Source organism: Ideonella livida, assembly GCF_010499455.1.
Classification (GTDB): domain Bacteria; phylum Pseudomonadota; class Gammaproteobacteria; order Burkholderiales; family Burkholderiaceae_C; genus Ideonella; species Ideonella livida.
The window spans coordinates 34,108-56,171 of the sequence record NZ_JAAGOH010000015.1; the positions used below are offsets into that span (position 1 = coordinate 34,108).

Here is a 22,064-nt window from a genome sequence, read left to right on the forward strand (position 1 = left end):
CTAGGGGAATCCTGATTGATTGTGCTATGTTGAATCCCCGGAGCCTGTCGCGCAAATTACCAGAGAAGGAGAGTCGCTCATGAAAGTCGTGGACATACTCAGGGTCAAGGGCAACACCCTCTTCACCGTCACGCCCGAACAACCTCTGGCCGATGCCGTGCGCACCATGGCCGAGCAGGACATCGGCTCCTTGGTGGTCATGGAGCATGGTGATCTGGTGGGCATGTTGACCTTCCGTGAGGTCATCCAGGCCATCGTGGGCAACGAAATGGAGATCGGCCAGCGCATCGTGCGTACCGTGATGGACGACGCCCCGCTGACCTGCACACCCGAAACGGAAATTGATGAAGTCCGGCGGATGATGCTGGGACGCCATGCCCGTTACATGCCGGTGCTCAATGGCCGGACGCTGATGGGGGTCATCTCTTTCTACGACGTGGCCAAGACGGTCGTGGAGGCGCAGGACTTTGAGAATCGGATGCTGAAGGCCTATATCCGGGATTGGCCCGAGGAAACTGAGCCGCAGGTCAAGCCAGCCTGAGGCCCCTGACCAGAGTCGGGTGGGCGCTAGGCGCCGGCCCAGGCGATAAAATGTGACACGCCCCTCCCTGTTGGAGGGGCGTATTCATTTCGGCCGCGCTTCCAGCCCCCAAGGGTATCGCGCGGCTTTGCCGCGGCTGGCGGCGAGCTTCTCGGGTCATCCCATGTCTGGCAATACTTTCGGCACCCTGTTCCAAGTCACGAACTTCGGCGAAAGCCATGGACCGGCCATTGGCTGCGTCATCGATGGCTGCCCGCCGGGGCTGCCGCTTTCCGAGGCTGACATCCAGCCCGATCTGGACCGTCGCCGACCTGGCACTTCGCGCCATGTGACCCAGCGCAATGAACCCGATGCGGTGGAGATCCTCTCCGGCGTCTACCAGGGGGTGACCACGGGCACGCCCATCTGCCTGCTCATCCGCAACACCGATCAGCGCAGCAAGGACTATGGCAACCTGACCATGACCTTCCGCCCCGGGCATGCGGATTACACCTACTGGCACCGCTACGGGGTGCGGGATCCTCGTGGCGGGGGCCGTTCGTCGGCGCGGTTGACGGCCCCCATGGTGGCGGCCGGGGCCGTGGCCCGCAAGTGGCTGTCCAGCCGGCACGGCATCGAGATTCGGGGCTGCATGACGGCGCTCGGGGACGTGGACCTGCCCCGTGAGGATTGGAGCCAGGTTCACCAGAACCCGTTCTTCGCTGCCACCGCGCGGCACACCCAGGCGCTGGAGGCCTACATGGACGCACTGCGCAAGTCTGGTGACTCGGTGGGCGCGCGCCTGTATGTCGAGGCGCGTGGTGTGCCGGTGGGGTGGGGGGCGCCTCTGTTCGACAAGCTCGACGCTGACATTGCCTACGCGATGATGGGAATCAATGCGGTCAAGGGGGTGGAGATCGGGGACGGCTTTGGGGTGGTGCGCCAGCGTGGATCTGTCCATGGCGACGAACTCCTTCCGCAGGGCTTCGCCTCCAACCACGCGGGGGGCGTGCTGGGGGGCATTTCCACCGGTCAGGATGTGCAGGTGCACCTGGCCATCAAGCCCACCAGCTCCATCCGGCTGCCGCGCCGCTCCATTGACGTCGAGGGCCAGCCGGTGACCGTGGAGACCCATGGTCGTCATGATCCCTGCGTGGGCATCCGTGCCACGCCGATTGCCGAGGCCATGCTCGCTTTGGTGTTGGTGGACCATGCCCTGCAGCATCGCGCCCAGTGCGCAGATGTGTCGGTGCCGACACCCAGGCTGCCGGCCCAGCCCGACGACCAGGGCTGAGGCGGCGCTCAGGCGGCAGATGCCTGGCGTTGCCGGGCGGCCGACAGGCTTTGGCGGCTGCCCTGGGTTGTCGGTTCCGCCGAGGGTGCGCGTCGGAGGCTCTTGGCGCTCAGCTTGTCTATGGAGCGGTAGATGCCGCAACCCAGGAAGCATTGACGGTCCAGCGCCACCACATAGCTGGCCTTGGGCTGCACCTGACCGGACTCCGGGTTGACGATGTCGTATTCCACCCAGTGACTCCCCTCGGTGGCAGCCCAGGCCTCCCGAACGAAGCGGTCGCCGTCGATGCCCGGGACTTCGTGAACTCGGCGCCCCACCATGTCCGGTCGCGCACCGTGGACGCGGTAGCGGCCCTCCCGGTCGACCACGAAGATGTAGAGGTCTCTGTCCCTGAACCCGCCGTCGGCTCGGCCGAACTGCTGGCTGGCTGCGGGCAGGCCGGCGCTTCGTACCAGGTCCATGGCGCGGTGCACCAACTGACGGGCCTCGTCGGCGCTGCCCTGGCGCAGCCTGAAGCCCGCCACCGCCTCGCTCAGGGTGCTGGATCGGGCGACCAGCTCCGCGGCGGCCTGTGACGATTCGTCCACCATCTCCCGGTTCTGATCGGCGAGAGCGCCCAACTCATTGGCACGGGCGGTGATGGTGCTGAGGTCCTCACGTTGACGGGCGTTGGCGCCGGCGATGTCCGCCAGACGTGACGACACCTCCCGAACACCTTCCACGATGGTCTGCAAAGTCTGGCCCACCTCCTGGATGCGGACCACCGAGCTGGAGACCTGTTCGCCGGACTGGCGGATCAGCTGACGGATCTCGGCGGCAGAGGCGGCGCTGCGCTGCGCCAATTGCCGCACTTCGGCGGCCACCACGGCAAAGCCCCTGCCGGCTTCGCCGGCCCGGGCTGCTTCCACGGCCGCGTTCAGGGCAAGGATGTTGGTCTGGAAGGCGATCCCATCGATGACACCGATGATCTCGGACATGCGGGCGGAGCCGTGCTCCAGCTGAGTCACTGCGCCCAGTGCGGTCCCCATGACCTCGCCGCCCTGTTCAGCATGCGCCCGCACGGTGCGCGTCACCTGGTCCAGCTCCTGTGCCGCCTGAGCGTTGTCACGCACACTTTCCTCCAGCTGGGACAGTGTGGAGAGCGTGGAGCTCAGGCTCTGGGCTTGGCTGGTGGTGCGGCTGGCCAAGGCGTCGGCGCTGCTGGCCGACTGCTGGCCACTCAGGCCCACACGTACCGCACTGCTGCGGATGTCCGCCACCATCGCCGAGAGGTGGGCACTCATCTGTTCGATCGTGCGGCCGATGTCCGCCAACTCGTCGCGCCCGGGCAGCTTCAGCTGGTGGGACAGGTCGCCCCGGGCCAGCCCTTCCACGGCGGCCTGGACCTGGGCGATGCCCGCGCGAAAGCTGGCGTACAGGCAGGCGGCCAGGTAGATGGCCACGCTCAGGCCGGACACGCCCATGACCAAGGTCAGGAGGTTTTGCCATTGCAGCAGCGCATGCCGGTGCTCCAGCCGGGTGGCCAAGGCGGTCCCGATGTCCTCGCTGAGCAGGCCGATCTGGGTCATGGCTTGATCGCTGCTGCTCTGCAACGGTCCGGGTGTCTCGTCCAGGACCTCACTTTGCATGCGCTCACGGGAGAGTTTGACCAAATCCGCCACGGCCGCGACCGCTGCCGTGGCGCTGGGGGGCATCTCCAGTCCCGCACGCTGCATGGCCTTCCAACGGAAGGCCACCTCTGCGGTGGTCCGCTCCAGTTCGTGGGCAAGTTGCAGGATGGTGGTGCGGTCGTTACGGCTGGCTTCGCCGCGTTCCAGCAACACCAGCAGGCGGGCGTGCAGCCGTGCCACCGACTCCGACCACGGCAGCATGCGCTCGACCAGCTGGTCCATCAGCAGGTAGGTGTCGGCACCGGAGTCGAAGAGCAGGCCGGAAGCTTCGGCGGTGCGTACCAGGGCTTGCCGCAGTCCGTCGACGCCCTCACCGTAGGCGTCAAAGGCCTCGTTACGGCGCGTGGTGACCTGACCTTCCACCAGAGGGGTCACCTTGCGCAGCATGTCCTGCCAGTCGCCTTCGGTCTCCAGGCCGGGAGCGATACGTGCCACGTCCGTCCGGAGTTGCTGCAGGTGTTCGGTGGCCTTGCCTCGCTCCTGTGCCGCCTTTTCAGCGCCGCCTGCCTGCATTGACAGGGCACGCAGCCTCTGCAGCTCTGTGGCCAGTCGGGAAATACGGTTCACGACCACAACACCGCGCAACTCACGGTCCAGCACCGCCTGCTCGGCCAGGCCGTCGCGCTGCAGCAGGCCGAACTGCAGGACGGCCGGCAGCAGCAGCGCCAACCCGACCAGAAGCAGCTTGGTGGGCATCCTCAGGCGCTGCATCAGCAGGATGCCGGGCCTGAGGACAAGGGCTGGATAACGCGACATGGGACGACTTCCTTGTCTCTCGTGGTTCTTGCTCTGGGTGTGAGGGCAGGCGCCAGCGCCGCGGCCCTTTCGGACCTTCCTGTCTCACTCGTCTGCTTATCGGCTGGTGGCTGCAAGGGCTGAAGTCACCACTGGCGCGGCAGAGGGGGGAGCCTGCAGAATGTGCGGGTTGCCGGGCGGCCCGCTGGCACTTGCAGCGGCCAGGTGCCCGGGCGCATGCAAGGCGAGAGGGCAGCTGGTGAGAATTCTTTTGGTTGAGGACGACGCGGCACTGCGCCTGGGTGTGGCCCGGGGGCTGGAGCGGGAGGGGTGGCAGGTGGATGTGCTTTCCGACGGGGAACAGGCCATGTCGGGGGGCCTGCAGGGCGGTTTTGACTTGTGCATCCTGGACCTGGGGCTGCCCCGCCGTGACGGCATGGAGGTGCTGCGGCATTGGCGTGCGCAGGGCTTGAAAGCAGCGGTGCTGCTGCTGACCGCACGCGACGAGCTGTCTGACCGCGTGCGCGGCCTCGACGCCGGGGCCGATGACTATCTGGTCAAGCCTTTTGACTTGCCGGAGCTGCTGGCCCGTGTCAGGGCGCTCAAGCGCCGGGCGGATGGCCGGGTGGAGGAGGTCTTGCGCCTGGGGCCGCTGACGCTGGACCTCGCGCACAAGGAGCTTCGCCATGGCGAGGCGCGGGTGGCGCTGAGCCCCCGTGAATGGGCCTTGACGGAGGTCCTCATGCAGAAGGCGGGCAAGGTAGTGACCAAGGAGTCGATCGTGTCCCGCATGTCCACCTGGGAGGCCGACTTCAGCGAAAACTCGGTGGAGGTCTACATCCATCGATTGCGCAAGCACTTCGCACCGCTGGGCGTGGCCATTCGCACGGTGCGGGGCTTCGGCTACGTGCTGGAGCTCCAGGAGTCGGGCGGAGATGCGGGTGCCGCGGCGACGTCCTGAACGGGCACGGCCGGTGGTCTCCGGCCCCAGCATCCGGGACCAGCTCTTCAAGCCGATGCTGTGGGTGTGGCTGGTCGGATTGGCCGGGGCGGTCCTTGGGGCCTACCTGATGGCCCGCGTCAGCGTCAATGCCGCCTTCGACCGGGGTTTGCAGGATGAGGTGAGGGCGCTGGCCGCCCGAATTGAATGGTCTGACCGTGGTCCGCTCCTGGACATCAGCACCCAGACCATGGAGTTGCTGGGCTGGGACCGGGAGGACCGCAACGGCTTCGTGATGGTGGATGTCGAGGGCAATCCGCTGGCGGGCGATTCCACCGTGCCGGTTCCCGAGCCCGAGGTGCTGCGCTGGGCCCTGCAACAGCCCACCCTGTTCGACCAGGTGCTGATGGGGGAGTCGGTGCGGGGGGCGGTGTTCTCGGTGTCCTCGCCTATGCTGGACCGCACCATCTCGCTGATCGTGGTGGAGACCAAGAAGAAGCGCAACCGCATCCTGCGCGACCTCCAGCTCTCCATCGTCTTCCCAGCCTTCATCATGGGCATCATCACCTTTTCGATGCTGGGATGGGGCATACGTCGCGGCCTGAGGCCGCTGACCTATGTGGCCGCCGAGGTGGCGCGCCGTGACATGCGCGACTGGCGGCCTTTGCCGCTGTCCACCGTGCCGCGCGAAGCGGTGCCTCTCATCGAGCGCATCAACCACCTCCTGGCGGACATGGAGCAGTCCATCGAATTGCAGAGGCGGTTTGTGGCCGATGCCGCGCACCAGCTGCGGACCCCTGTGGCGGGCATCCGGGTGCTGGCGCAGACCTTGGCCAGCGAGCTCGAATCGCTGGAGCCCTCACTGCAGGCCCACCTGGGACAAAGCCGGCCACTGGCGGCCCAGCTGGACAAGGCCGCGGAACGCATGGCCCGATTGATCGGTCAGCTGCTGAGCCTGGCGCGTTCAGAGACGGCGTTGGCGCAGGAGGCCGATTTGCCAGTGGCCGACATCGTGGCCGTCGTGCGCGAGAGTGCCGAGCCACTGCTCGACGCCGCCTTGCGGGCGGGCAAGACGCTGGCGCTGGATGCGCCGTCGCAGGGTGTGGTGGCCAGGGCCCATCCGATCTGGTTGGGTGAGGTGGTGAAGAACATCCTCGACAACGCCTTGCGCTATGGCGGTGCCCACATCTCCATACGGGTGCGCAACGCCGTGGGCGGTGGTGCCGTGGTGGTGCTGGAGGACGATGGCGCGGGGGTGGCGCAGGACCAGTTGCGGCACCTCTTCGAGCCATTCTGGCGCGGCGAGCGCGCCGATACCCGCAACGACGGCGGCACCGGCCTGGGCCTGACGATTGCCCGGGAGATCTTGGTGCGCATGGGCGGCAGCATCGAGGCGTTCAGCCGTCCGGAAGTCAACGGTCTGCGTTTTGAGGTGGTGTTGCCCGGCTGAGGTGGTCCTGGCGCCCGAAAGCGCCTAGCGGAAGGCGGCGCCGCGCAGCTTGCTGCCCGCCTTGATGCCACGCTTGGCGAACCACCCCTGGTTCATTTCCAGCACCAGGCGCACCGGCTTGGCGGAGCAGTGGGATTCCAGGGTCTGGGGCGCCATGTCCACAATATTGACCACCGTGCCGTCATCTGCAAGGAACGCGGCCGACAGGGGCAGGAGCGTGTTCTTCATCCAGAAGCACTGCGTGGCCGCCTGCTCGAAGACGAAAAGCATGCCCTCCTGGGCCGGCATGTCGCGCCGGAACATCAGTCCGATCTGCCGCTGCTCGGGGGTGTTGGCCACCTGGGCCTGAATGTTGTGCATGCCGGCCTGCAACTGCATGGTGGGAAGACGCTGCGCGGTGCCGCCCTCCTGGGCATGGGCCAGGGGCGCCAGGCACGCAGCCAACAACGACATGAGGATGGTTTGAGTCTTGATATTTGTCATGCGCCGCGTGCGGGTTTGACAGTAGATTACTGGGTGGTCCAGAAGGCGGCGGTTGCCCGCGGATCGATGTCCCATGAGCGCTGCAAGCACATCCTCGCCCCTCGAACTGAGCATTCTGGACGATGCCGTCGAGCAGCGCCGTTTCACGGTGTGGCGCAAGTCCTCCGACGGCGCAGCTCTCGGTGAATCCTCGTTCCAGATCGCCGGCATGTATTGTGCGGCCTGCTCGGGCACGATCGAGGCGGCGCTTGAGGCCGTGCCGGGCGTGCAGGAGGCCCGAGTGAGTGCGGCGGCTGAGCGGGCCCGTGTCGTCTGGGACCCCAGCCAAGTCCAGCCCTCGGCGCTGGTGGCTGCCATCCGGGCGGCGGGTTACGACGCCACTCCGGACAGCGCGGCCCACGCGCGGGAGCTTCGCCGCGCCGAACGGCGCAAGTTGCTCTGGCGGCTGTTCGTGGCCAGTTTCTGCGCCATGCAGGTCATGATGTTTGCCACGCCCAGCTATGTGGCCGGACCGGGTGAGTTGGAAATGGACCAGCGGCAGCTGCTGAACTGGGCCAGCTGGTTTGTCTCCATTCCCGTACTGGTGTTTGCGGCGGGGCCCTTCCTGTCACGCGCTTGGCACAGTGTTCGGGCGCGACGCATCAGCATGGATGTTCCCGTTGCCCTGGGCATCCTGGCCACCTTCCTGGTCAGCACCGGCGCCACCTTCGACCCTCATGGGCCCTTTGGCGAGGAGGTCTACTTCGACTCCTTCACCATGTTCATCAGCTTTCTGCTGGGGGGGCGCTTCCTCGAGATGACGGTCCGCCACCGGGCGGCCGAAGCGCTGGAGGCCGCGGCCAACGCCATGCCGGTCCACGCCCAGCGCGTGCTGCCGGACGGTCGTGTGGAAACGGTGAGCTTGCAGCGGCTTTGCGTCGGGGATCGGGTGCGTGTGCCGCTGGGGCAGGCTTTCCCAGCCGATGGCGAGTTGGTGGAGGGTGCCACGGCGGCCGATGAGTCCCTGCTGACCGGAGAGGCGGAGCCGGTACCCAAGCGGGTAGGCGACCCCCTGGTGGGGGGCGCCACCAACGTTGGGGCGCCGGTGGAGATGACGGTCCAGCGTGTGGGAGCGGACACCCGTCACGAGGCCATCGTGGCCCTGATGCGCGATGCGCTGACCCAGCGGCCAGCCCTGGCCGGCAAGGCCGACCGCTGGGCAGGTCCGTTCCTCTGGGGTGTGTTGGGTCTGGCGGCGCTGGGCTACCTGGCCTGGAGCTGGATCGAGCCCTCGCGTGCCGTTTGGGTGGCGGTGTCGGTGCTCATCGTGACCTGCCCTTGCGCGCTGTCGCTGGCAGCGCCTACCGCCTTGGTCGGCGGTGCGCGCGCCTTGGCGCGCCGGGGCGTGATGCTCCGTCGCCTGGATGCCCTGGAGGCACTGGCGCGTCTGGACACCCTGCTGATGGACAAGACGGGGACCCTCACCCGCAACGAGTTGCAGCTGCAGCGCAAGCAGGCGCTGTCCGGGCTCTCGGAGCAGGACGCCGGCCCGGCTTTTGCCATCGCCGCCGCCTTGGCGGGCTGGTCCCAGCACCCGGTGTCCCAGGCCATCGTGCGTGAAGCGCAAACGCTTGGCCTGTCTGTCCTGCCTGTCTTGGCGGATCTGCAGGAGAGTTCCGGTGCCGGCGTGAGTGGCGTGGATGAGCAGGGCGGTCTCTGGCGTCTGGGGACGCTGAGCTGGGCCTGCCCGGAACTCGAGGATTCCGTCGCGGCCAGTCTGCCGATGCCTGAAGCGGGCATGCGTTCCACTTGGCTCTCCCGTGCGGGCAGACCCATGCTTCGACTGGATCTGGGTGAGGTCCTCCGTGAGGACGCTGCGCAGGCGGTGCAGGCGTTGCAGGCCTCGGGTATCGAACTGGCTGTCCTTACCGGTGACGGTTTGGCCCGCAGCGCTGAGGTGGCCGGCTCCCTGGGGATCACCGACCTGACCGCTGCTGCCAGCCCGGAGGGCAAGCTTGCTCGCTTGCGACACGCGCAGGCGCAAGGCAAGGTCGTCGGCATGGTGGGTGATGGGGTCAATGACGCCCCGGTGCTGGCCCAGGCCGATGTGTCCTTCGCCATGGGGCAGGGGGCCTTGATCGCGCGCGCCGCGGCCGATGCGGTCATCGTGTCCGGGCGGCTGTCCGACGTGACCTGGGCACGTGGCCTGGCTGCTCGGGTGATGTCCACCATCAGGACCAACCTGCTTTGGGCTGCGGTCTACAACTTCTCGTGCATTCCCCTGGCCTTGGCGGGATGGCTACCGCCTTGGGCCGCGGGGCTGGGCATGGCGCTCAGCTCCGTCTTCGTCGTGGCCAATTCGGCACGACTGTCCCGTCACGCCTGAGCCCCGGAGACCGGACCATGGAAATCATGTACCTGCTCATCCCGCTGTCGGCCGTCTTGGTGCTGCTCATCATCGCCGTCTTCGGATGGGCGCTGAACAAGGGGCAGTTTGACGACCTGGAGCGCGAGGGTGAGCGCATCCTGCAACACGACCCGGCCACGGTTGATGCCGATCAAGCGGCGAGTCAGGTCGTTACAAAACAATCTTCTATGTGTGTGTTAGCGAGTCCCGAGAAGAAGGAGGCCTTGAATGGCAAATAGTTCCGCGCCGGCGCAGCCGGCTTACTACGACTCGGTCGGCAGATGGTTTTCTGTCGTAGCCGTGTTGTACGGCATCGTGGGGATGCTGGTGGGTGTGATCGTGGCGGCGCAGCTGGCGTGGCCCGAACTCAACTTTGGAATTCCCTACATCACCTACGGCCGTCTGCGTCCGCTGCACACCAATGCGGTGATCTTCGCATTTGGTGGTTGCGTGCTGTTTGCCACCAGCTACCACGTCGTGCAGCGCACCTGCCAGACCAAGCTGTTCGCGCCCGGTCTGGCCTGGTTCACGTTCCTCGGCTGGAACCTGACCATCGTGCTGGCAGTGATCACCCTGCCGCTGGGCATCACCTCCGGCAAGGAGTACGCCGAGCTCGAGTGGCCGATTGACCTGCTGATCGCGGTCACCTGGGTGGCCTACGCCATCGTGTTCTTCGGCACGGTGGGCACCCGCAAGGTGCGCCACATCTATGTGGCCAACTGGTTCTTCGGCGCCTTCATCCTGGCGGTGGCCTTGCTGCACATCGTCAACAGCGCCGCCGTGCCGGTCAGCCTCACCAAGAGCTACTCGGCCTACGCGGGCGTGCAAGACGCCATGATCCAGTGGTGGTACGGCCACAATGCGGTGGGCTTCTTCCTGACCGCAGCCTTCCTGGGCATGATGTACTACTACATCCCCAAGCAGGCCGCCCGCCCGGTGTACTCCTATCGCTTGTCGATCGTGCACTTCTGGGCCCTGATCTTCACTTACATGTGGGCGGGCCCCCACCACCTGCACTACACCGCACTGCCGGATTGGACGCAGTCGGTGGGCATGATCTTCTCGCTGATCCTGCTGGCTCCCTCCTGGGGCGGCATGATCAACGGCATCATGACCCTGTCGGGTGCCTGGCACAAGCTGCGTGACGATCCGATCCTGAAGTTCCTGATCGTCTCCCTGTCGTTCTATGGCATGTCGACCTTTGAAGGTCCGATGATGTCCATCAAGACCGTGAACGCCCTGTCTCACTACACCGACTGGACTGTCGGCCATGTGCACTCGGGCGCCCTGGGCTGGGTGGGTCTGGTGTCGATCGGCTCCCTCTACCACCTGATTCCGCGGATGTTCGGCCGCACCTCGATGCACTCCACGCGTGCCATCGAACTGCACTTCTGGGTCGCCACCATCGGCATCGTGCTCTACATCGCCGCGATGTGGATTGCCGGTGTCATGCAGGGCCTGATGTGGCGCGCCGTGAACCCTGATGGCACGCTGGTGTACAGCTTCGTCGAAGGCGTGAAGGCCACCTATCCGTTCTATGTCATCCGTGTGATCGGTGGTGCCCTGTACCTCACCGGCATGGTCATCATGTTCTGGAACGTGATCATGACCATCCGCAACGGCAAGGTCGAACCCGTGGCGATTCCGGCCGTCCACGCCCACGCCTGAGTGAGACAAGGAGAAACACATGGCTCACAACCAAAAGGTCTCCGGCCACGAGCGGATTGAGACCAGCAACTTCCTGATGATCGTGCTGATCCTGCTGGCCGTGTCGGTCGGGGGGCTGCTCGAAATCGTGCCGCTTTTCTTCCAGCGCTCCACCACCCAGCCGGTCGAAGGCCTCAAGCCCTACACCGCGCTGCAGCTGGCCGGTCGCGACGTGTACATCCGTGAGGGCTGCTACAACTGCCATTCGCAGATGGTGCGCCCCTTCCGCGCCGAGACGCTGCGCTACGGCCCGCACTCGCTGGCGGGTGAATTCGTGTACGACCATCCCTTCCAGTGGGGTTCGAAGCGCACGGGTCCGGACCTGCATCGCGTGGGCGGCCGCTACAGCGACGAATGGCATCGTGTGCACCTGAACAATCCGCGTGACGTGGTGCCCGAGTCCAACATGCCTGCCTATCCCTGGCTGGCCGCGGGGCAGGTGAACCCGGCGGACATGGCGCCCAAGATGAAGGCGCTGCGTCTGGTGGGCGTGCCCTATACGGACGACGAGATCGCCAAGGCGGCCGAAGAGGTCAAGGGCAAGTCCGAGCTCGACGCCGTGGTGGCTTACCTCCAAGTGCTGGGCACTGCCCGCAAGTGATGCAAACGAGGTGGCAAGGTGTGGAATGACCTGAACTTCTGGCGCAGCGTGGTCACGGTGGTGTCCATGGTGCTCTTCGTGGCGCTCGTGGTCTGGACCTGGCGCCGCAGTCAGCAGCCGGCCTATGACGAGGCAGCCCAGCTGCCCCTGGTGGAGGAGGAGCCCCTGGCCTCCGATGCCGGCGTCCGTGCCGCCGCCACCCGCAATTGACCTGAGGCTGCCGGACGGTTGTCCGGCAGCGTCAAGTGGAGAAAACAATGAGCGACTTTGTAAGTAGTGGATGGGCGCTGTACGTGGCCGGGATCGTCGTGGCCTCGCTCGTGTACTGCGTCTTCGTGCTGATCGGTGCCAGCAAGCACCGCCCCATGGCGGCGGATGGCAGTACCGGTCACGTGTGGGATGAAGACTTGCGCGAGATGAACAATCCCCTGCCGCGTTGGTGGATGGGTCTGTTCGTCGTCACCGTGGTGTTCGCTGTGCTCTACCTGTTCCTGTATCCGGGTCTGGGCATCTACAACGGCTCGCTGTCCTGGTCCAGCGCCGGCCAGTTGCAGGCCGAGCACGCCAAGGCCCGCGAGACGATGGCGCCGGTGTACGCCGCTTTTGCCAACGCCTCCGCCGAGGATCTGGGCAAGAACCCGCAGGCCATGGCCATTGGCGAACGTCTGTTCGTCAACAACTGCGCGCAGTGCCACGGCGCCGATGGTCGAGGCAGCAAGAGCTTCCCCAACCTGACCGATGGCGATTGGCTCGGTGGCACGGGTCCTGAATACATCGAGAAGACCATCAAGGAAGGTCGTCAGGGCATGATGCCCCCGATGGCCGCCGCGGTGGGTTCCGCCGACGATGTCAAGAACGTGGCCAACTACGTCCTGAGCCTTTCGGGCAGCCCGCACAATTCCGTGGCGGCTCAACTGGGCAAGGAAAAGTTCGGCGCCTGCGCAGCCTGCCACGGTCCGGATGGCAAGGGTAACCAGGCCGTGGGCGCGCCCAACCTGACCGACAAGGTTTGGCTGCACGGCTGGGGTGAGGCCGCGGTCATTGCCATGGTCAACCACGGCAAGACCAACGTGATGCCCCCGCAAGCTTCGCGCCTGACGCCTGAGCAGGTGAAGGTGTTGACGGCCTACGTCTGGAATTTGTCCCAGAGCACAAAGGTCGCGGCCAATTAAGTCAGAATAGGATTCAAAAGGCATACCCCCATGCCTATTGGGTCCTATCATGAAGTCTGACAGCACCACCGACCTGCCTGATTCCCAGGCGCTGGTATCTCTCTACCAGAAGCAAGGCAAGATCTACCCACGCTCCGTCACGGGATTCTTCGTGAAGTGGCGTTGGGTTTTTGTCTGGCTGACTCAACTGGTTTTCTACGGTCTGCCTTGGCTGAGTTGGAACGGCCGGCAGGCCGTTTTGTTTGATCTCACCAGCCGACGGTTCTATGTCTTCGGTTTGGTGCTGTATCCTCAGGACCTGATCTATCTCTCCGGATTGCTCATGCTGAGCGCCTACGGTTTGTTCCTCTTCACGGCGGTGGCGGGGCGCCTTTGGTGCGGTTATGCCTGTCCGCAGACGGTGTATACGGAAATCTATCTCTGGATGGAGAAGTTTTTCGAGGGTGACCGTCAAAAGCGGATGAAACTGGACCAGAAGCCTTGGACGACTGAATGGATTCGACGAAAGGCGGGGAAGCAACTGGCCTGGATCCTTTTCGGACTCTTCACTGGCTTTACCTTTGTCGGATATTTCACCCCCATCAAAACCCTGGCCGAGGAGGCGTTGAGCCTCGGTTTCGGTCCCTGGGAATGGTTTTGGGTCCTGTTCTATGGTTTTGCCACCTATGGCAACGCAGGATATATGCGTGAGCAGGTGTGCAAGTACATGTGTCCTTACGCGCGTTTTCAGAGCGCCATGTTCGACAAGGACACCCTGATCATCTCGTATGACCGGGAGCGCGGCGAGCCGCGTGGTTCTCGTTCCAAGAAGGCCGATCCTTCCCAACTGGGCTTGGGCAGCTGCATCGACTGCGGTCTTTGCAGCCAGGTCTGCCCGACCGGCATCGATATCCGCAACGGTCTACAGTACGAGTGCATCGGGTGTGCAGCCTGCATCGATGTCTGCGACGAAGTCATGGACAAGATGGGCTACCCGCGGGGGCTGGTGCGCTATGCCACCCAGAATGGCTTGGCTGAGCACTGGGGGCGGGGGCAGATGCTGCGTCGCATTCTTCGTCCGCGTGTGCTGGTCTATTCGCTCATCATGATCGTGATTTGCTTGGCCTTTGCCTGGAGCATCGCAGCGCGTGCGCCGTACCGGGTGGATGTGGTGCGAGACCGTGCATCCCTGGCCAGGATCGTCGAGGATGGACGGGTGGAAAACGTCTATCGTCTGCAGATCATGAATGCAGCCGAGGCCGAGCAGACCTATGTGCTGCGCGTGGACGGCCTGCCCGAGATGTCGTGGGATCTACGGGCAGAGGTGGTGGTAGGGGCCGCACAGGCGCGTTGGGTCACCGTTGGGGTCCAGGTGCCGTTTGAGGTGGCGCAGCAGGCGGGCCCGGGTGTGCATCCCATCGAGTTCACCGTGTCGCGCCGGGCGCCGCAAGACCGGGGTCAGGCCGTGGACATCCGCGAAAAGTCAACCTTCGTTGTTCCCCGATAAACTTGCCGCGGGGCTGACCATGATCTGGCTCTGCCCTGTCACCATTTCAGCCATCAGAACGCGCAGCCATGAATGCAGCAGATACCGCACACAAGCCCTCTCTTCCCTGGTGGCGCTACAAGATCATGTGGCTGGTGGTCGGGGGGCCGCTTGTGGTGGTGGTGGCCGGCATCTCAACGGCGGTCATCGCCATCAAGGGGGCCGACCCGGTGCTCACTCAGGAGGAGCGGTTGACGCCGGCGGAGCTGCGGCAAAGCGGCGTTGACGCCAACACGCCCGCCATGCAGGCCCGCAACCATGCGGCCACGGCCAAGTGAAGTCTGCCATCGGGCCTGATGGGCCCGTTTCACTGGGGTGGTGCGCAACCCTACAGCTGCGCTGCCAAAAATAAAAAGGGGAGCCTGATGGCTCCCACTTTTTTGCGGGTCTGAAGAGGACGGTCTTCAGCAGGCTGCGCCGTTCACCAATTGCTGCAATCCGGCTTGGTCGATGATCCGGATGTGACGCTGCTTGACCTCCAAGATGCCTTCGTCCTGGAAGCGAGAGAACGTGCGGCTGACTGTTTCGAGCTTGAGGCCCAGGTAGCTGCCGATTTCTTCGCGGGTCATGCGCAAGATCAGGGAAGAGGCGGAGAAGCCGCGCGCCTGAAGCCGTTGGGTTAGATTAAGCAGGAAAGCCGCCAGCCGCTCCTCGGCCCGCATGCTGCCGAGCAACAGCATCACGCCATGGTCGCGCACGATCTCGCGGCTCATGATTTTGTGGAACTGGTGCTGGAGGTCCGTGAATTCGCGGCTCAGATGTTCCAGGTGGTCATAGGGGATGACGCAGACCTGGGAATCTTCCAGTGCCACCGCATCGCAGGAATGGCGATCGTTGCTGATGCCATCCAGCCCGAGCAGTTCGCCGGCCATTTGAAAACCCGTGACCTGATCACGCCCGTCTTCAGAGGAGACGCAGGTTTTGAAGAATCCAGTGCGTACGGCATAGAGAGACTGAAATTCGTCTCCTGCCCGAAACAGGGTGTCACCCCGCGGCACCGTGCGGCGTGTGGCCACCAGGCTGTCCAGCCTTTCCAGATCCGGGCGGGAGAGCCCCACGGGCAGGCAAAGCTCACGCAGGTTGCAGCTGGAGCATGCGACCTTGAAGGCGTCCGCGCGCAGGCGTTGGGTATCCGTCATGTCCTGCATTATGGCGCGCGAGCAGGAGTTGTTTGGGGTCAATTCCTGTTCCTGGGTCTTCGGATTCAGCATGATGGTTCTCAAGTAGTCGTCGCATTTTTGGAGGTGTGGTGCGTAGCGGTCTTGATCCGCATCAAGATCGTGGGCGGAGCCGGTGGCACCATGCCTTCATGACGACGAGCCATCCTGATGCTGTGGTGGGCCTGCCCGCGCACTTGCTGAACCAGTTTGACGTACCTGGGCCGCGTTACACCTCCTATCCCACCGCGGATCGGTTTGTGGAAGCGTTCACCCAGGATGACTATGTTCAGGCCCTGCGTCAGCGGGCTGAAGGTGCGACGGTGGGCGGCAAAAAGCCCTTGTCGCTGTATCTGCACATCCCCTTCTGTGAGTCGGTGTGCTATTACTGCGCCTGCAACAAGGTGATCACCAAGCACCATGAGAAGGGGGCGGAATACGTCAGGGCTCTGGGCCGGGAGATCGACCTTCATGTGGAGCAGATGGGCAGGGGCCAGGCCGTCACCCAGGTCCATTTTGGCGGTGGCTCCCCCACTTTCCTGAGCGACGCCGAGCTGGGCGATCTGATGGGGTGTCTGCGCGAGGCCTTCCGGGTGGTGCCGGGGGCGGAGATCTCGATCGAGGTGGATCCGCGCACGGCGTCCTCCGAGCGTCTGGGGCGCTTGCGTGACATGGGCTTCAACCGCATCAGCTTCGGTGTGCAAGACTTTGATCCGCAGGTCCAGGTGGCTGTGCATCGGGTGCAGCCATTCGAGCAGGTGCGCGACCTGCTGGTGGCTGGCCGTGAGCTGGGCTTTGAGTCCACCAATGTGGACCTGATCTATGGACTGCCCAAGCAGACACCGGACTCGTTTGCCCAAACGATACGTCGCGTGGGTGAATTGCGCCCGGACCGCATTGCGCTGTATTCCTACGCGCATCTTCCGCAGCGGTTCAAGCCTCAGCGGCGCATCCATGCCGAAGATCTGCCGCCGGCCTCGCATCGGGTGCAGATGCTTTCGGCCGCCATCGCGGGTTTCCTGGGCTTTGGCTACACCTACATCGGCATGGATCACTTCGCCTTGCCGGGAGACTCGCTGGCGGCGGCCAAGCGGCAAGGCCGACTGCAGCGAAATTTCCAGGGCTACAGCACGCAGCCGGACTGCGACTTGATTGGGCTGGGGGTGTCCTCCATTGGCAAGATGGGCGCGGTCTACAGCCAGAACGCCAAGACGCTGGAGGAGTACTACGACGCGCTGGCGCAACGCCGATTGCCCGTGGTGCGGGGCATCGCGCTTACCCGTGACGATCTGGTTCGACGGGCTGTGATCATGGCCATCATGTGCCAGGGGCGCCTGGATTTCGAATCCATTGAGCTGGCGCATCTGGTCAATGTGCAGGACTACTTCCAGTCCGAGCTCAGCGGCTTGGCGCCATTTGTGGAGATGGGGTTGGTCACCTTGGAGCCCGGGGCTTTGCAGGTCACCGCCCAGGGTTGGTACTTTGTACGGGCCATTGCGATGTGCTTTGACCGTCACCTCCAGGCCGACCGGGTACGCGGGCGCTTCTCCAAGATCATCTGACCGCCACCAACGCCGGCGGCAGGTTTGGCGTCGGCCGAACGCTGCCGTTTCACCCCATGCGCCGCAGCTCGCAGCTCAGCGCGACAGGCGCCGGGGCAGGGTGGCGAGCCTTTCCAAGGCGGAATCCAGCGTGGCATCTTGCTTGGCGAAGCAGAATCGCACCACCTGTAGCCCGGGGGCCTGGGCATAGAAGGGTGACAAGGGCACGGCGGCCACGCCCACTTCGGCGGTCAGCCAACGGGCGAAGTCAAGATCAGACTGATCGGACAGGTGGCCGTACCGCACGCACTGGAAGTACGTGCCCTCGCAGGCAATCGGCTCGAGTCCCGAGGCGGCCAGTCCCTGCGCAAACCTTGAACGCTTGCTTGCATAGAAGTCCGCCAGATCACGCCAGGGGGCATCGTCCTGCAGCACCTGGGCCAGGGCATGCTGCATGGGCGTGTTCACACAGAACACGTTGAACTGGTGCACTTTGCGGAACTCTGCCATCAGTGCCGCAGGGGCGACCACATGGCCAATCTTCCAACCCGTGACATGGTAGGTTTTGCCGAAGCTGGAGATGACGATACTGCGCTCGGCCAGCGCCGTCAGGCTGGAGGCGCTGATGTGCGGGCGTCCGTCATACACCATGTGTTCGTAGACCTCGTCGGAGATCACGAACAACCCGTGGCGCTGCGCCAGGTCAGCCAAGGCCTGCATCTCCTCGCGTGTCCAGACGACGCCTGACGGGTTGTGTGGCGAGTTGATGAGGATGGCGCGCGTACGAGGGCCGATCGCTTGCGCGATGCGCTCGAAGTCGGGGCGGAAGGTGACCGGATCCAGTGACACCCGCACAGCCCGGGCGCCGGCCATGGCCAGTGCGGGGGCGTAGCTGTCATACGCCGGCTCCAGGATGATCGCGTCGTCGCCCGCCGGTACCAGGGCCAGCACGGCCGTCAGGATCGCTTGAGTCGCACCTGCGGTGATCGTGATCTCCGTTTCCGCGTCGTACAGGCGGCCGTAGAGGCGCTGGATCTTTTCGGCCAGCCGCTGTCTCAGCTGCGGCACGCCGGCCATGGGCGCGTATTGATGGTGCCCGGCGGCCATGGCCTGATTGACCGCCTCTGCCAGGGACGGGGCCGGTGGAAAGTCCGGAAAGCCCTGGCCCAGATTGATGGCGCCGTGGTCGCTGGCCAGCTTGGACATGACGGTGAAGATGGTGGTCCCCACGCCAGGCAGGCGGCTGGGCGGCAGGACGGGCGAGGCTTCAGAGTTCATAGTTGTCTCCCACACCGGACATGGCCTGCTCGATCAGGGACCGGGTCAGGCGTCGCGAGATCAGCTCTGCGAAGGTGATGACATAGGATTTGAGGAACACGCCCTTGCGAAAGGCGATGCGGCTGGTGTTGCTGCCGAAGAGGTGGGCGGCAGGCTTGGCCACCAGTTCCGAGGTCGAAGGTTCGTCGCGCATGGCCATTTCCGCCAGGATGCCTACTCCCAAACCGCTGCGTACATAGGTCTTGATGACGTCCGAATCGATCGCCTCCAGTGCGATGGTGGGCTGGAGCCGGCGCAGGGCGAATGCCTGGTCGATCCTGGTCCGGCCGGTGAAGGAGGGGTGGTAGGAGATCAGGGGATGCTGGGCCAGCTGCTCCAGCGTGGGGCGATCCACGGTAGCCAGCGGATGGTCCCTCTTCATGACCAGCAGGTGCTGCCACTCGTAGCAGGGCAGGGTGACCAGTTCGTCAAATCCGGCCAGGGATTCGGTCGCCAGTCCGACGTCTGCCCCGTCGCTCAGCAGCAGCTGGGCCACCTGCTCCGGCGTGCCCTGGTGCAGGCTGACCGTGACCTTGGGGTAGCGCTGCCTGAGCTCGGCCACCGGCTCCGGCAGGATGTACTTGGCCTGGGTGTGCGTGGCGGCGATGGACAAACGGCCCGTGTCCTGGCGCGAGAACTCCTCTCCGATACGCCGCAGGTTGGCCACCTCGCGCAGGATGATGTCGATCGAGCGCAGAGCCTGCTGGCCGGGCGCCGTCATGCGTTTAAGGCGCTTGCCATGGCGCATGAAAAGCGCCACGCCGAGCTCCTCTTCGAGCTCCAGGATGGCTTTGGACACCCCGGGCTGGGAGGTGTGGAGGGCCTTGGCGGTCTCGGTCAGGTTCAGGTCGCGGCGCACCGCTTCCTGCACAAATCGGAATTGGTGCAGGTTCATGCGGCAGGGGCCGCGCTCAGGCTGCAGGCCCAGTCGGCGATGGCGCCGACGACGGCGTCGGATTCACCCAGGCTGGGGTGGAGCCGCCAGGCGATGTCCGGATGCGCTGCCTGCAGTTGGGCCATCAGCACGGGTACGTCCTTGCGCACATGTCCCCCTGTTCCCAGGAAGAGCGGCACAACATGCACCACACGGGGCTGCAGCGTCGCCAGTTCTTGACCGGCCTGCACCAGCGACGGTGCCATGAACTCGAGGTAGGACAGTCGAACGGCTTGTGGACGCCAGCGGCCGTCGGCCTGCAGGCGCGACAGGATGGCCTCGAAGGGCCGCGCCCAGGCGGGATCGCGGGCACCGTGACAAAGCAGGAGCAGAGCGTCAGTGTCGTTCATGGTCAGCGGTAGCGCACCAGCCAGGCGAAGGTGGCCAGTGAGATGAGCAAGAAGAGCAGGCTGGGGGCCAGAGCAGTCAGCCAGGGCGTCCAGCCGTGCAGCAGTCCCAGGTGGCCTGCCACGTTGTTGAGCAGGATGAAGACGATGCCGATCATGATGCCGCCAAACACCTTCAGGCTGATGCCGCCTTGGCGGGCATGGAGATAGGCGAAGGGCAGGGCGAGCATCACCATCACGATGCAGGCGAAGGGGTAGGCCACCCTCTTCCAGAACTGGAGCTCATAACGTTGGGAGTCCTGCTGCTGGCGCTGCAGGTGGCGGCTGTAGCGCCATAGCTCCAGCGTCGACATGCTGTCGATAGGAGAGACGGCTGCGGCCACCACCTCCGGGCGCAGGCCGGTGCGCCAGGACAGCTGATCTTGGTGGGTCTGCTGCACCGCCTCGCCCGCGGCAAGGGGCCACCGCACCACACGGAGGTCCTCCAACTGCCACAAGGTGCCGTCGCCGGCATCGCTGACCGTGGCCCGTGCCGCATGCAGTTCCCGCAGCAGGCGCCCGTTCTGCCCGTGCTCAAGAATCATCACATCGGTCATCCACCCGTCGACGGCATTGGCCCGACCCACACGGATGGAGATCGCTGTAGGGCCGTCACCGGCCAGCGTCGCTGGATCTGCACCAGGCACGCTCTCCCGCAGCCAAGCTCCCTTGCCGCCCAGGGTGTTCGTCCCGCGGGCCTCGCTGCGCCACTTGGCATAGAGCAGCTGCGCCCGGGGAGCGATCTCCTCGCCCAGGGCCAACGTGGTGGCCGTGAAGAGCAGCGCAAGCTGCAACAGCAGCAGCAGGGCCCGACCCGGGCCCAGGCCGGCGGTCCGCAAAATGGTGAATTCCGAGGACTGTGCCATGCGGGAGAGCGCATAAATGGAGCCGATCAGCACCGCGATGGGCATCAGTTCGTACAGCCGCCCCGGCACCTGGACGAGGGCCAGCTTGAAGGCGGCGCCGGTGCTGCCCGATGCGCGAGCAATGCCGTCCAGCTCATCGAGCACGTCGATGAAGAGGAACAGGGCCAAGAAGGCCAGGGCGACGAAGAGGACGGCGCCGGCGACATCCCCGAACACCAGGCGTCGGACAGTTCTCATGTGGACGCCTTTCCGGCACGACCCGTGCAGGTCGCGGCGGGACCGGTGCCGGAGCGGGTCCACCGTAGGGTCCAACTCACCGCGTTCTCGCGCCAGGCCAGTAAGGCCAGCGAGCCGACCAGCACGCCGCCATGGATGAGCAGCAGGCCGGCGGCGGGTGCCAAGCGCCCGGCGGCGACCCAGGCCTGGCTGAGGTTGATGAGGTTGAAATACACGACAAAACTCAACAGCGCCAGGATCAGGTTCCAGTTGCTGGAGCGGCGCGGGTTGGTGGCTGAAAGGGCCAGGGCCAGGACGGGCATCAGCAGGATGGACAAGACCATACCGGTGCGCCAGACCAGCTCGCCCCAGGCGGCAGGGGTGGCGTCTTCAAGCAGTTGCCATGCCTGTCGCGTCTTGGGTGAGGCCTGTGGACTGCGGCCAGGCCCGGACGGATTGACCACCGTGGTGAAGCGGCCGAACTCCACATGGGTCGAGCTGCCATCGGCCAGGTCGCGCTCATGACGGTGGCCTGCGCGCAGTTCCACCGATTGCGCCCCATCCTCGGCGCCAAGGCTGAGCTTGCCGGTGCGCGCAGTGGTCACCGACCACGCTTGCGCGTCGCGTTGCAGCAGGAAGACGCTGTGGCCGTTCTCGTCCTGTCCTTCCGCCCGGTCGACGAAGTACACCCGCTGGCCGTCCGCTGACTGCTGGAAGGAGCCGGGGGCGATTCGGTCAAGATCGGACCGTTGCGCGAAGCGCTGCCGTATCTCTGCCAACTCCTGATTGAACCAGGGCCAGCCGAACAGCGCCAGGCCACAGCCCACCAACATCACCGGCCAGGCCATGCGGTAGACCGGCCGCAAGAACTGGAACAGGCTCACCCCGGAGCTGAACCAGACGGCCATTTCGCTGTCCCGGTACATGCGTCCCATGCCCACGACGACGGCCACGAACAGGGCCAGACCGATGAGGGTGGGCACGTGGCTGAGGGCGGTGTAGACCAGGACCAGCGCCACGTCCTGCAGGCCCACCGAGCCGCGGGCGGCCAGTCCCAGGGTACGGATCAGCATCATGGTCAGCACGATGGTCAGCAGCACCACCAGGGTGGCGCTCAGTACCCGGGCGAGTTCAAGGCGGATGGATCGATGGAATAACATCAAG

21 protein-coding genes are annotated in these 22,064 nt (G+C 65.0%); 13 read left to right on the plus strand and 8 right to left on the minus strand.

Features of this window, described 5'->3' with window-relative positions; translation table 11 throughout:
- Nucleotides 1-79: 79 nt before the first annotated feature.
- Nucleotides 80-541 carry a CBS domain-containing protein gene (locus tag G3A44_RS13235; RefSeq protein ID WP_163458001.1) on the plus strand — a complete coding sequence of 154 codons (462 nt, stop codon included), beginning with the start codon at nt 80-82 and terminating at the stop codon, nt 539-541.
- Between the two features lie 163 nt (nt 542-704).
- Complete coding sequence (aroC, locus tag G3A44_RS13240; RefSeq protein ID WP_163458002.1) at nt 705-1,814, plus strand: chorismate synthase; 1,110 nt, start codon at nt 705-707, stop codon at nt 1,812-1,814.
- Between the two features lie 8 nt (nt 1,815-1,822).
- On the opposite strand, the gene G3A44_RS13245 is transcribed toward aroC, so the two are convergent.
- The gene (locus G3A44_RS13245; protein WP_163458003.1) at nt 1,823-4,240 is read right to left on the minus strand and encodes a methyl-accepting chemotaxis protein; all 2,418 of its coding nucleotides are present in this window, start codon (nt 4,238-4,240) and stop codon (nt 1,823-1,825) included.
- Between the two features lie 238 nt (nt 4,241-4,478).
- On the opposite strand from G3A44_RS13245, the gene G3A44_RS13250 reads away from it, so the two are divergent.
- Nucleotides 4,479-5,180, plus strand: coding sequence for a response regulator (locus G3A44_RS13250; RefSeq protein ID WP_163458004.1), 702 nt, complete (start codon nt 4,479-4,481; stop codon nt 5,178-5,180).
- Entirely contained in the window at nt 5,161-6,609 is a 1,449-nt protein-coding gene (locus G3A44_RS13255) for a sensor histidine kinase (RefSeq protein WP_163458005.1), read from the plus strand. Before G3A44_RS13250 ends, G3A44_RS13255 begins: the two co-directional genes overlap by 20 nt.
- Before the next feature lie 24 nt (nt 6,610-6,633).
- Here G3A44_RS13255 and G3A44_RS13260 read toward each other — a convergent pair whose 3' ends face one another.
- A complete protein-coding gene (locus G3A44_RS13260; RefSeq protein ID WP_375138657.1) occupies nt 6,634-7,062 on the minus strand; it encodes a DUF192 domain-containing protein in 429 nt (142 codons plus the stop codon).
- A gap of 103 nt (nt 7,063-7,165) precedes the next feature.
- Between G3A44_RS13260 and G3A44_RS13265 the strand changes: the two genes are divergently transcribed.
- The 8 genes from G3A44_RS13265 (at nt 7,166) to G3A44_RS13300 (ending at nt 14,761) form a co-directional block, all read left to right on the plus strand.
- The gene (locus tag G3A44_RS13265) at nt 7,166-9,457 is read left to right on the plus strand and encodes a heavy metal translocating P-type ATPase (protein ID WP_163458007.1); all 2,292 of its coding nucleotides are present in this window, start codon (nt 7,166-7,168) and stop codon (nt 9,455-9,457) included.
- A 26-nt stretch (nt 9,458-9,483) separates the two neighbouring features.
- A complete protein-coding gene (gene ccoS, locus G3A44_RS13270; RefSeq protein WP_239061866.1) occupies nt 9,484-9,717 on the plus strand; it encodes a cbb3-type cytochrome oxidase assembly protein CcoS in 234 nt (77 codons plus the stop codon).
- Complete coding sequence (gene ccoN / locus G3A44_RS13275) at nt 9,707-11,146, plus strand: cytochrome-c oxidase, cbb3-type subunit I (RefSeq protein WP_163458009.1); 1,440 nt, start codon at nt 9,707-9,709, stop codon at nt 11,144-11,146. The genes ccoS and ccoN overlap by 11 nt, the downstream gene beginning before the upstream one ends.
- Before the next feature lie 19 nt (nt 11,147-11,165).
- The gene (ccoO, locus tag G3A44_RS13280) at nt 11,166-11,786 is read left to right on the plus strand and encodes a cytochrome-c oxidase, cbb3-type subunit II (RefSeq protein WP_163458010.1); all 621 of its coding nucleotides are present in this window, start codon (nt 11,166-11,168) and stop codon (nt 11,784-11,786) included.
- Between the two features lie 18 nt (nt 11,787-11,804).
- The gene (locus G3A44_RS13285; RefSeq protein ID WP_310734374.1) at nt 11,805-11,996 is read left to right on the plus strand and encodes a cbb3-type cytochrome oxidase subunit 3; all 192 of its coding nucleotides are present in this window, start codon (nt 11,805-11,807) and stop codon (nt 11,994-11,996) included.
- A 47-nt stretch (nt 11,997-12,043) separates the two neighbouring features.
- The gene (gene ccoP / locus G3A44_RS13290) at nt 12,044-12,958 is read left to right on the plus strand and encodes a cytochrome-c oxidase, cbb3-type subunit III (RefSeq protein ID WP_163458011.1); all 915 of its coding nucleotides are present in this window, start codon (nt 12,044-12,046) and stop codon (nt 12,956-12,958) included.
- Nucleotides 12,959-13,007: 49 nt separating this feature from the next.
- The gene (ccoG, locus tag G3A44_RS13295; protein WP_163458012.1) at nt 13,008-14,444 is read left to right on the plus strand and encodes a cytochrome c oxidase accessory protein CcoG; all 1,437 of its coding nucleotides are present in this window, start codon (nt 13,008-13,010) and stop codon (nt 14,442-14,444) included.
- A 68-nt stretch (nt 14,445-14,512) separates the two neighbouring features.
- Entirely contained in the window at nt 14,513-14,761 is a 249-nt protein-coding gene (locus G3A44_RS13300) for a hypothetical protein (protein WP_203561410.1), read from the plus strand.
- A 126-nt stretch (nt 14,762-14,887) separates the two neighbouring features.
- Here the strand turns inward: G3A44_RS13300 and fnr are convergent, their stop codons facing one another.
- Complete coding sequence (gene fnr, locus G3A44_RS13305; protein ID WP_375138660.1) at nt 14,888-15,622, minus strand: fumarate/nitrate reduction transcriptional regulator Fnr; 735 nt, start codon at nt 15,620-15,622, stop codon at nt 14,888-14,890.
- Nucleotides 15,623-15,792: 170 nt separating this feature from the next.
- Here fnr and hemN point away from each other — a divergent pair, with 170 nt between their 5' ends.
- On the plus strand, nt 15,793-17,202 hold the full coding sequence (hemN, locus tag G3A44_RS13310) for an oxygen-independent coproporphyrinogen III oxidase (RefSeq protein ID WP_163458013.1): 1,410 nt from the start codon (nt 15,793-15,795) through the stop codon (nt 17,200-17,202).
- Nucleotides 17,203-17,277: 75 nt separating this feature from the next.
- Here the strand turns inward: hemN and G3A44_RS13315 are convergent, their stop codons facing one another.
- Genes G3A44_RS13315 through lptF form a run of 5 tightly spaced genes read right to left on the minus strand, consistent with a single transcriptional unit; the run spans nt 17,278 to nt 22,060 of the window.
- Nucleotides 17,278-18,459, minus strand: coding sequence for a methionine aminotransferase (locus tag G3A44_RS13315; RefSeq protein ID WP_163458014.1), 1,182 nt, complete (start codon nt 18,457-18,459; stop codon nt 17,278-17,280).
- On the minus strand, nt 18,449-19,393 hold the full coding sequence (locus tag G3A44_RS13320) for a CysB family HTH-type transcriptional regulator (RefSeq protein ID WP_163458015.1): 945 nt from the start codon (nt 19,391-19,393) through the stop codon (nt 18,449-18,451). The genes G3A44_RS13315 and G3A44_RS13320 overlap by 11 nt, the downstream gene beginning before the upstream one ends.
- A complete protein-coding gene (locus G3A44_RS13325; protein ID WP_163458016.1) occupies nt 19,390-19,782 on the minus strand; it encodes a sirohydrochlorin chelatase in 393 nt (130 codons plus the stop codon). Before G3A44_RS13325 ends, G3A44_RS13320 begins: the two co-directional genes overlap by 4 nt.
- A gap of 2 nt (nt 19,783-19,784) precedes the next feature.
- Nucleotides 19,785-20,921, minus strand: a complete 1,137-nt coding sequence (lptG, locus tag G3A44_RS13330) for an LPS export ABC transporter permease LptG (protein WP_163458017.1) — start codon at nt 20,919-20,921, stop codon at nt 19,785-19,787.
- Entirely contained in the window at nt 20,918-22,060 is a 1,143-nt protein-coding gene (lptF, locus tag G3A44_RS13335) for an LPS export ABC transporter permease LptF (protein WP_163458018.1), read from the minus strand. The genes lptG and lptF overlap by 4 nt, the downstream gene beginning before the upstream one ends.
- Between the last annotated feature and the right edge of the window lie 4 nt (nt 22,061-22,064).

Bases quoted from the DNA above. Each gene is read 5' to 3' on its own strand.
- G3A44_RS13235 (WP_163458001.1), top strand. From the start codon at position 80: ATGAAAGTCGTGGACATACTCAGGGTCAAGGGCAACACCCTCTTCACC.
- aroC (WP_163458002.1), top strand. From the start codon at position 705: ATGTCTGGCAATACTTTCGGCACCCTGTTCCAAGTCACGAACTTCGGC.
- G3A44_RS13245 (WP_163458003.1), bottom strand. From the start codon at position 4,240: ATGTCGCGTTATCCAGCCCTTGTCCTCAGGCCCGGCATCCTGCTGATG.
- G3A44_RS13260 (WP_375138657.1), bottom strand. From the start codon at position 7,062: ATGTCGTTGTTGGCTGCGTGCCTGGCGCCCCTGGCCCATGCCCAGGAG.
- G3A44_RS13265 (WP_163458007.1), top strand. From the start codon at position 7,166: ATGAGCGCTGCAAGCACATCCTCGCCCCTCGAACTGAGCATTCTGGAC.
- ccoS (WP_239061866.1), top strand. From the start codon at position 9,484: ATGTACCTGCTCATCCCGCTGTCGGCCGTCTTGGTGCTGCTCATCATC.
- ccoN (WP_163458009.1), top strand. From the start codon at position 9,707: ATGGCAAATAGTTCCGCGCCGGCGCAGCCGGCTTACTACGACTCGGTC.
- ccoO (WP_163458010.1), top strand. From the start codon at position 11,166: ATGGCTCACAACCAAAAGGTCTCCGGCCACGAGCGGATTGAGACCAGC.
- ccoP (WP_163458011.1), top strand. From the start codon at position 12,044: ATGAGCGACTTTGTAAGTAGTGGATGGGCGCTGTACGTGGCCGGGATC.
- ccoG (WP_163458012.1), top strand. From the start codon at position 13,008: ATGAAGTCTGACAGCACCACCGACCTGCCTGATTCCCAGGCGCTGGTA.
- G3A44_RS13300 (WP_203561410.1), top strand. From the start codon at position 14,513: ATGAATGCAGCAGATACCGCACACAAGCCCTCTCTTCCCTGGTGGCGC.
- fnr (WP_375138660.1), bottom strand. From the start codon at position 15,622: ATGACGGATACCCAACGCCTGCGCGCGGACGCCTTCAAGGTCGCATGC.
- hemN (WP_163458013.1), top strand. From the start codon at position 15,793: ATGACGACGAGCCATCCTGATGCTGTGGTGGGCCTGCCCGCGCACTTG.
- G3A44_RS13315 (WP_163458014.1), bottom strand. From the start codon at position 18,459: ATGAACTCTGAAGCCTCGCCCGTCCTGCCGCCCAGCCGCCTGCCTGGC.
- G3A44_RS13320 (WP_163458015.1), bottom strand. From the start codon at position 19,393: ATGAACCTGCACCAATTCCGATTTGTGCAGGAAGCGGTGCGCCGCGAC.
- G3A44_RS13325 (WP_163458016.1), bottom strand. From the start codon at position 19,782: ATGAACGACACTGACGCTCTGCTCCTGCTTTGTCACGGTGCCCGCGAT.
- lptG (WP_163458017.1), bottom strand. From the start codon at position 20,921: ATGAGAACTGTCCGACGCCTGGTGTTCGGGGATGTCGCCGGCGCCGTC.
- lptF (WP_163458018.1), bottom strand. From the start codon at position 22,060: ATGTTATTCCATCGATCCATCCGCCTTGAACTCGCCCGGGTACTGAGC.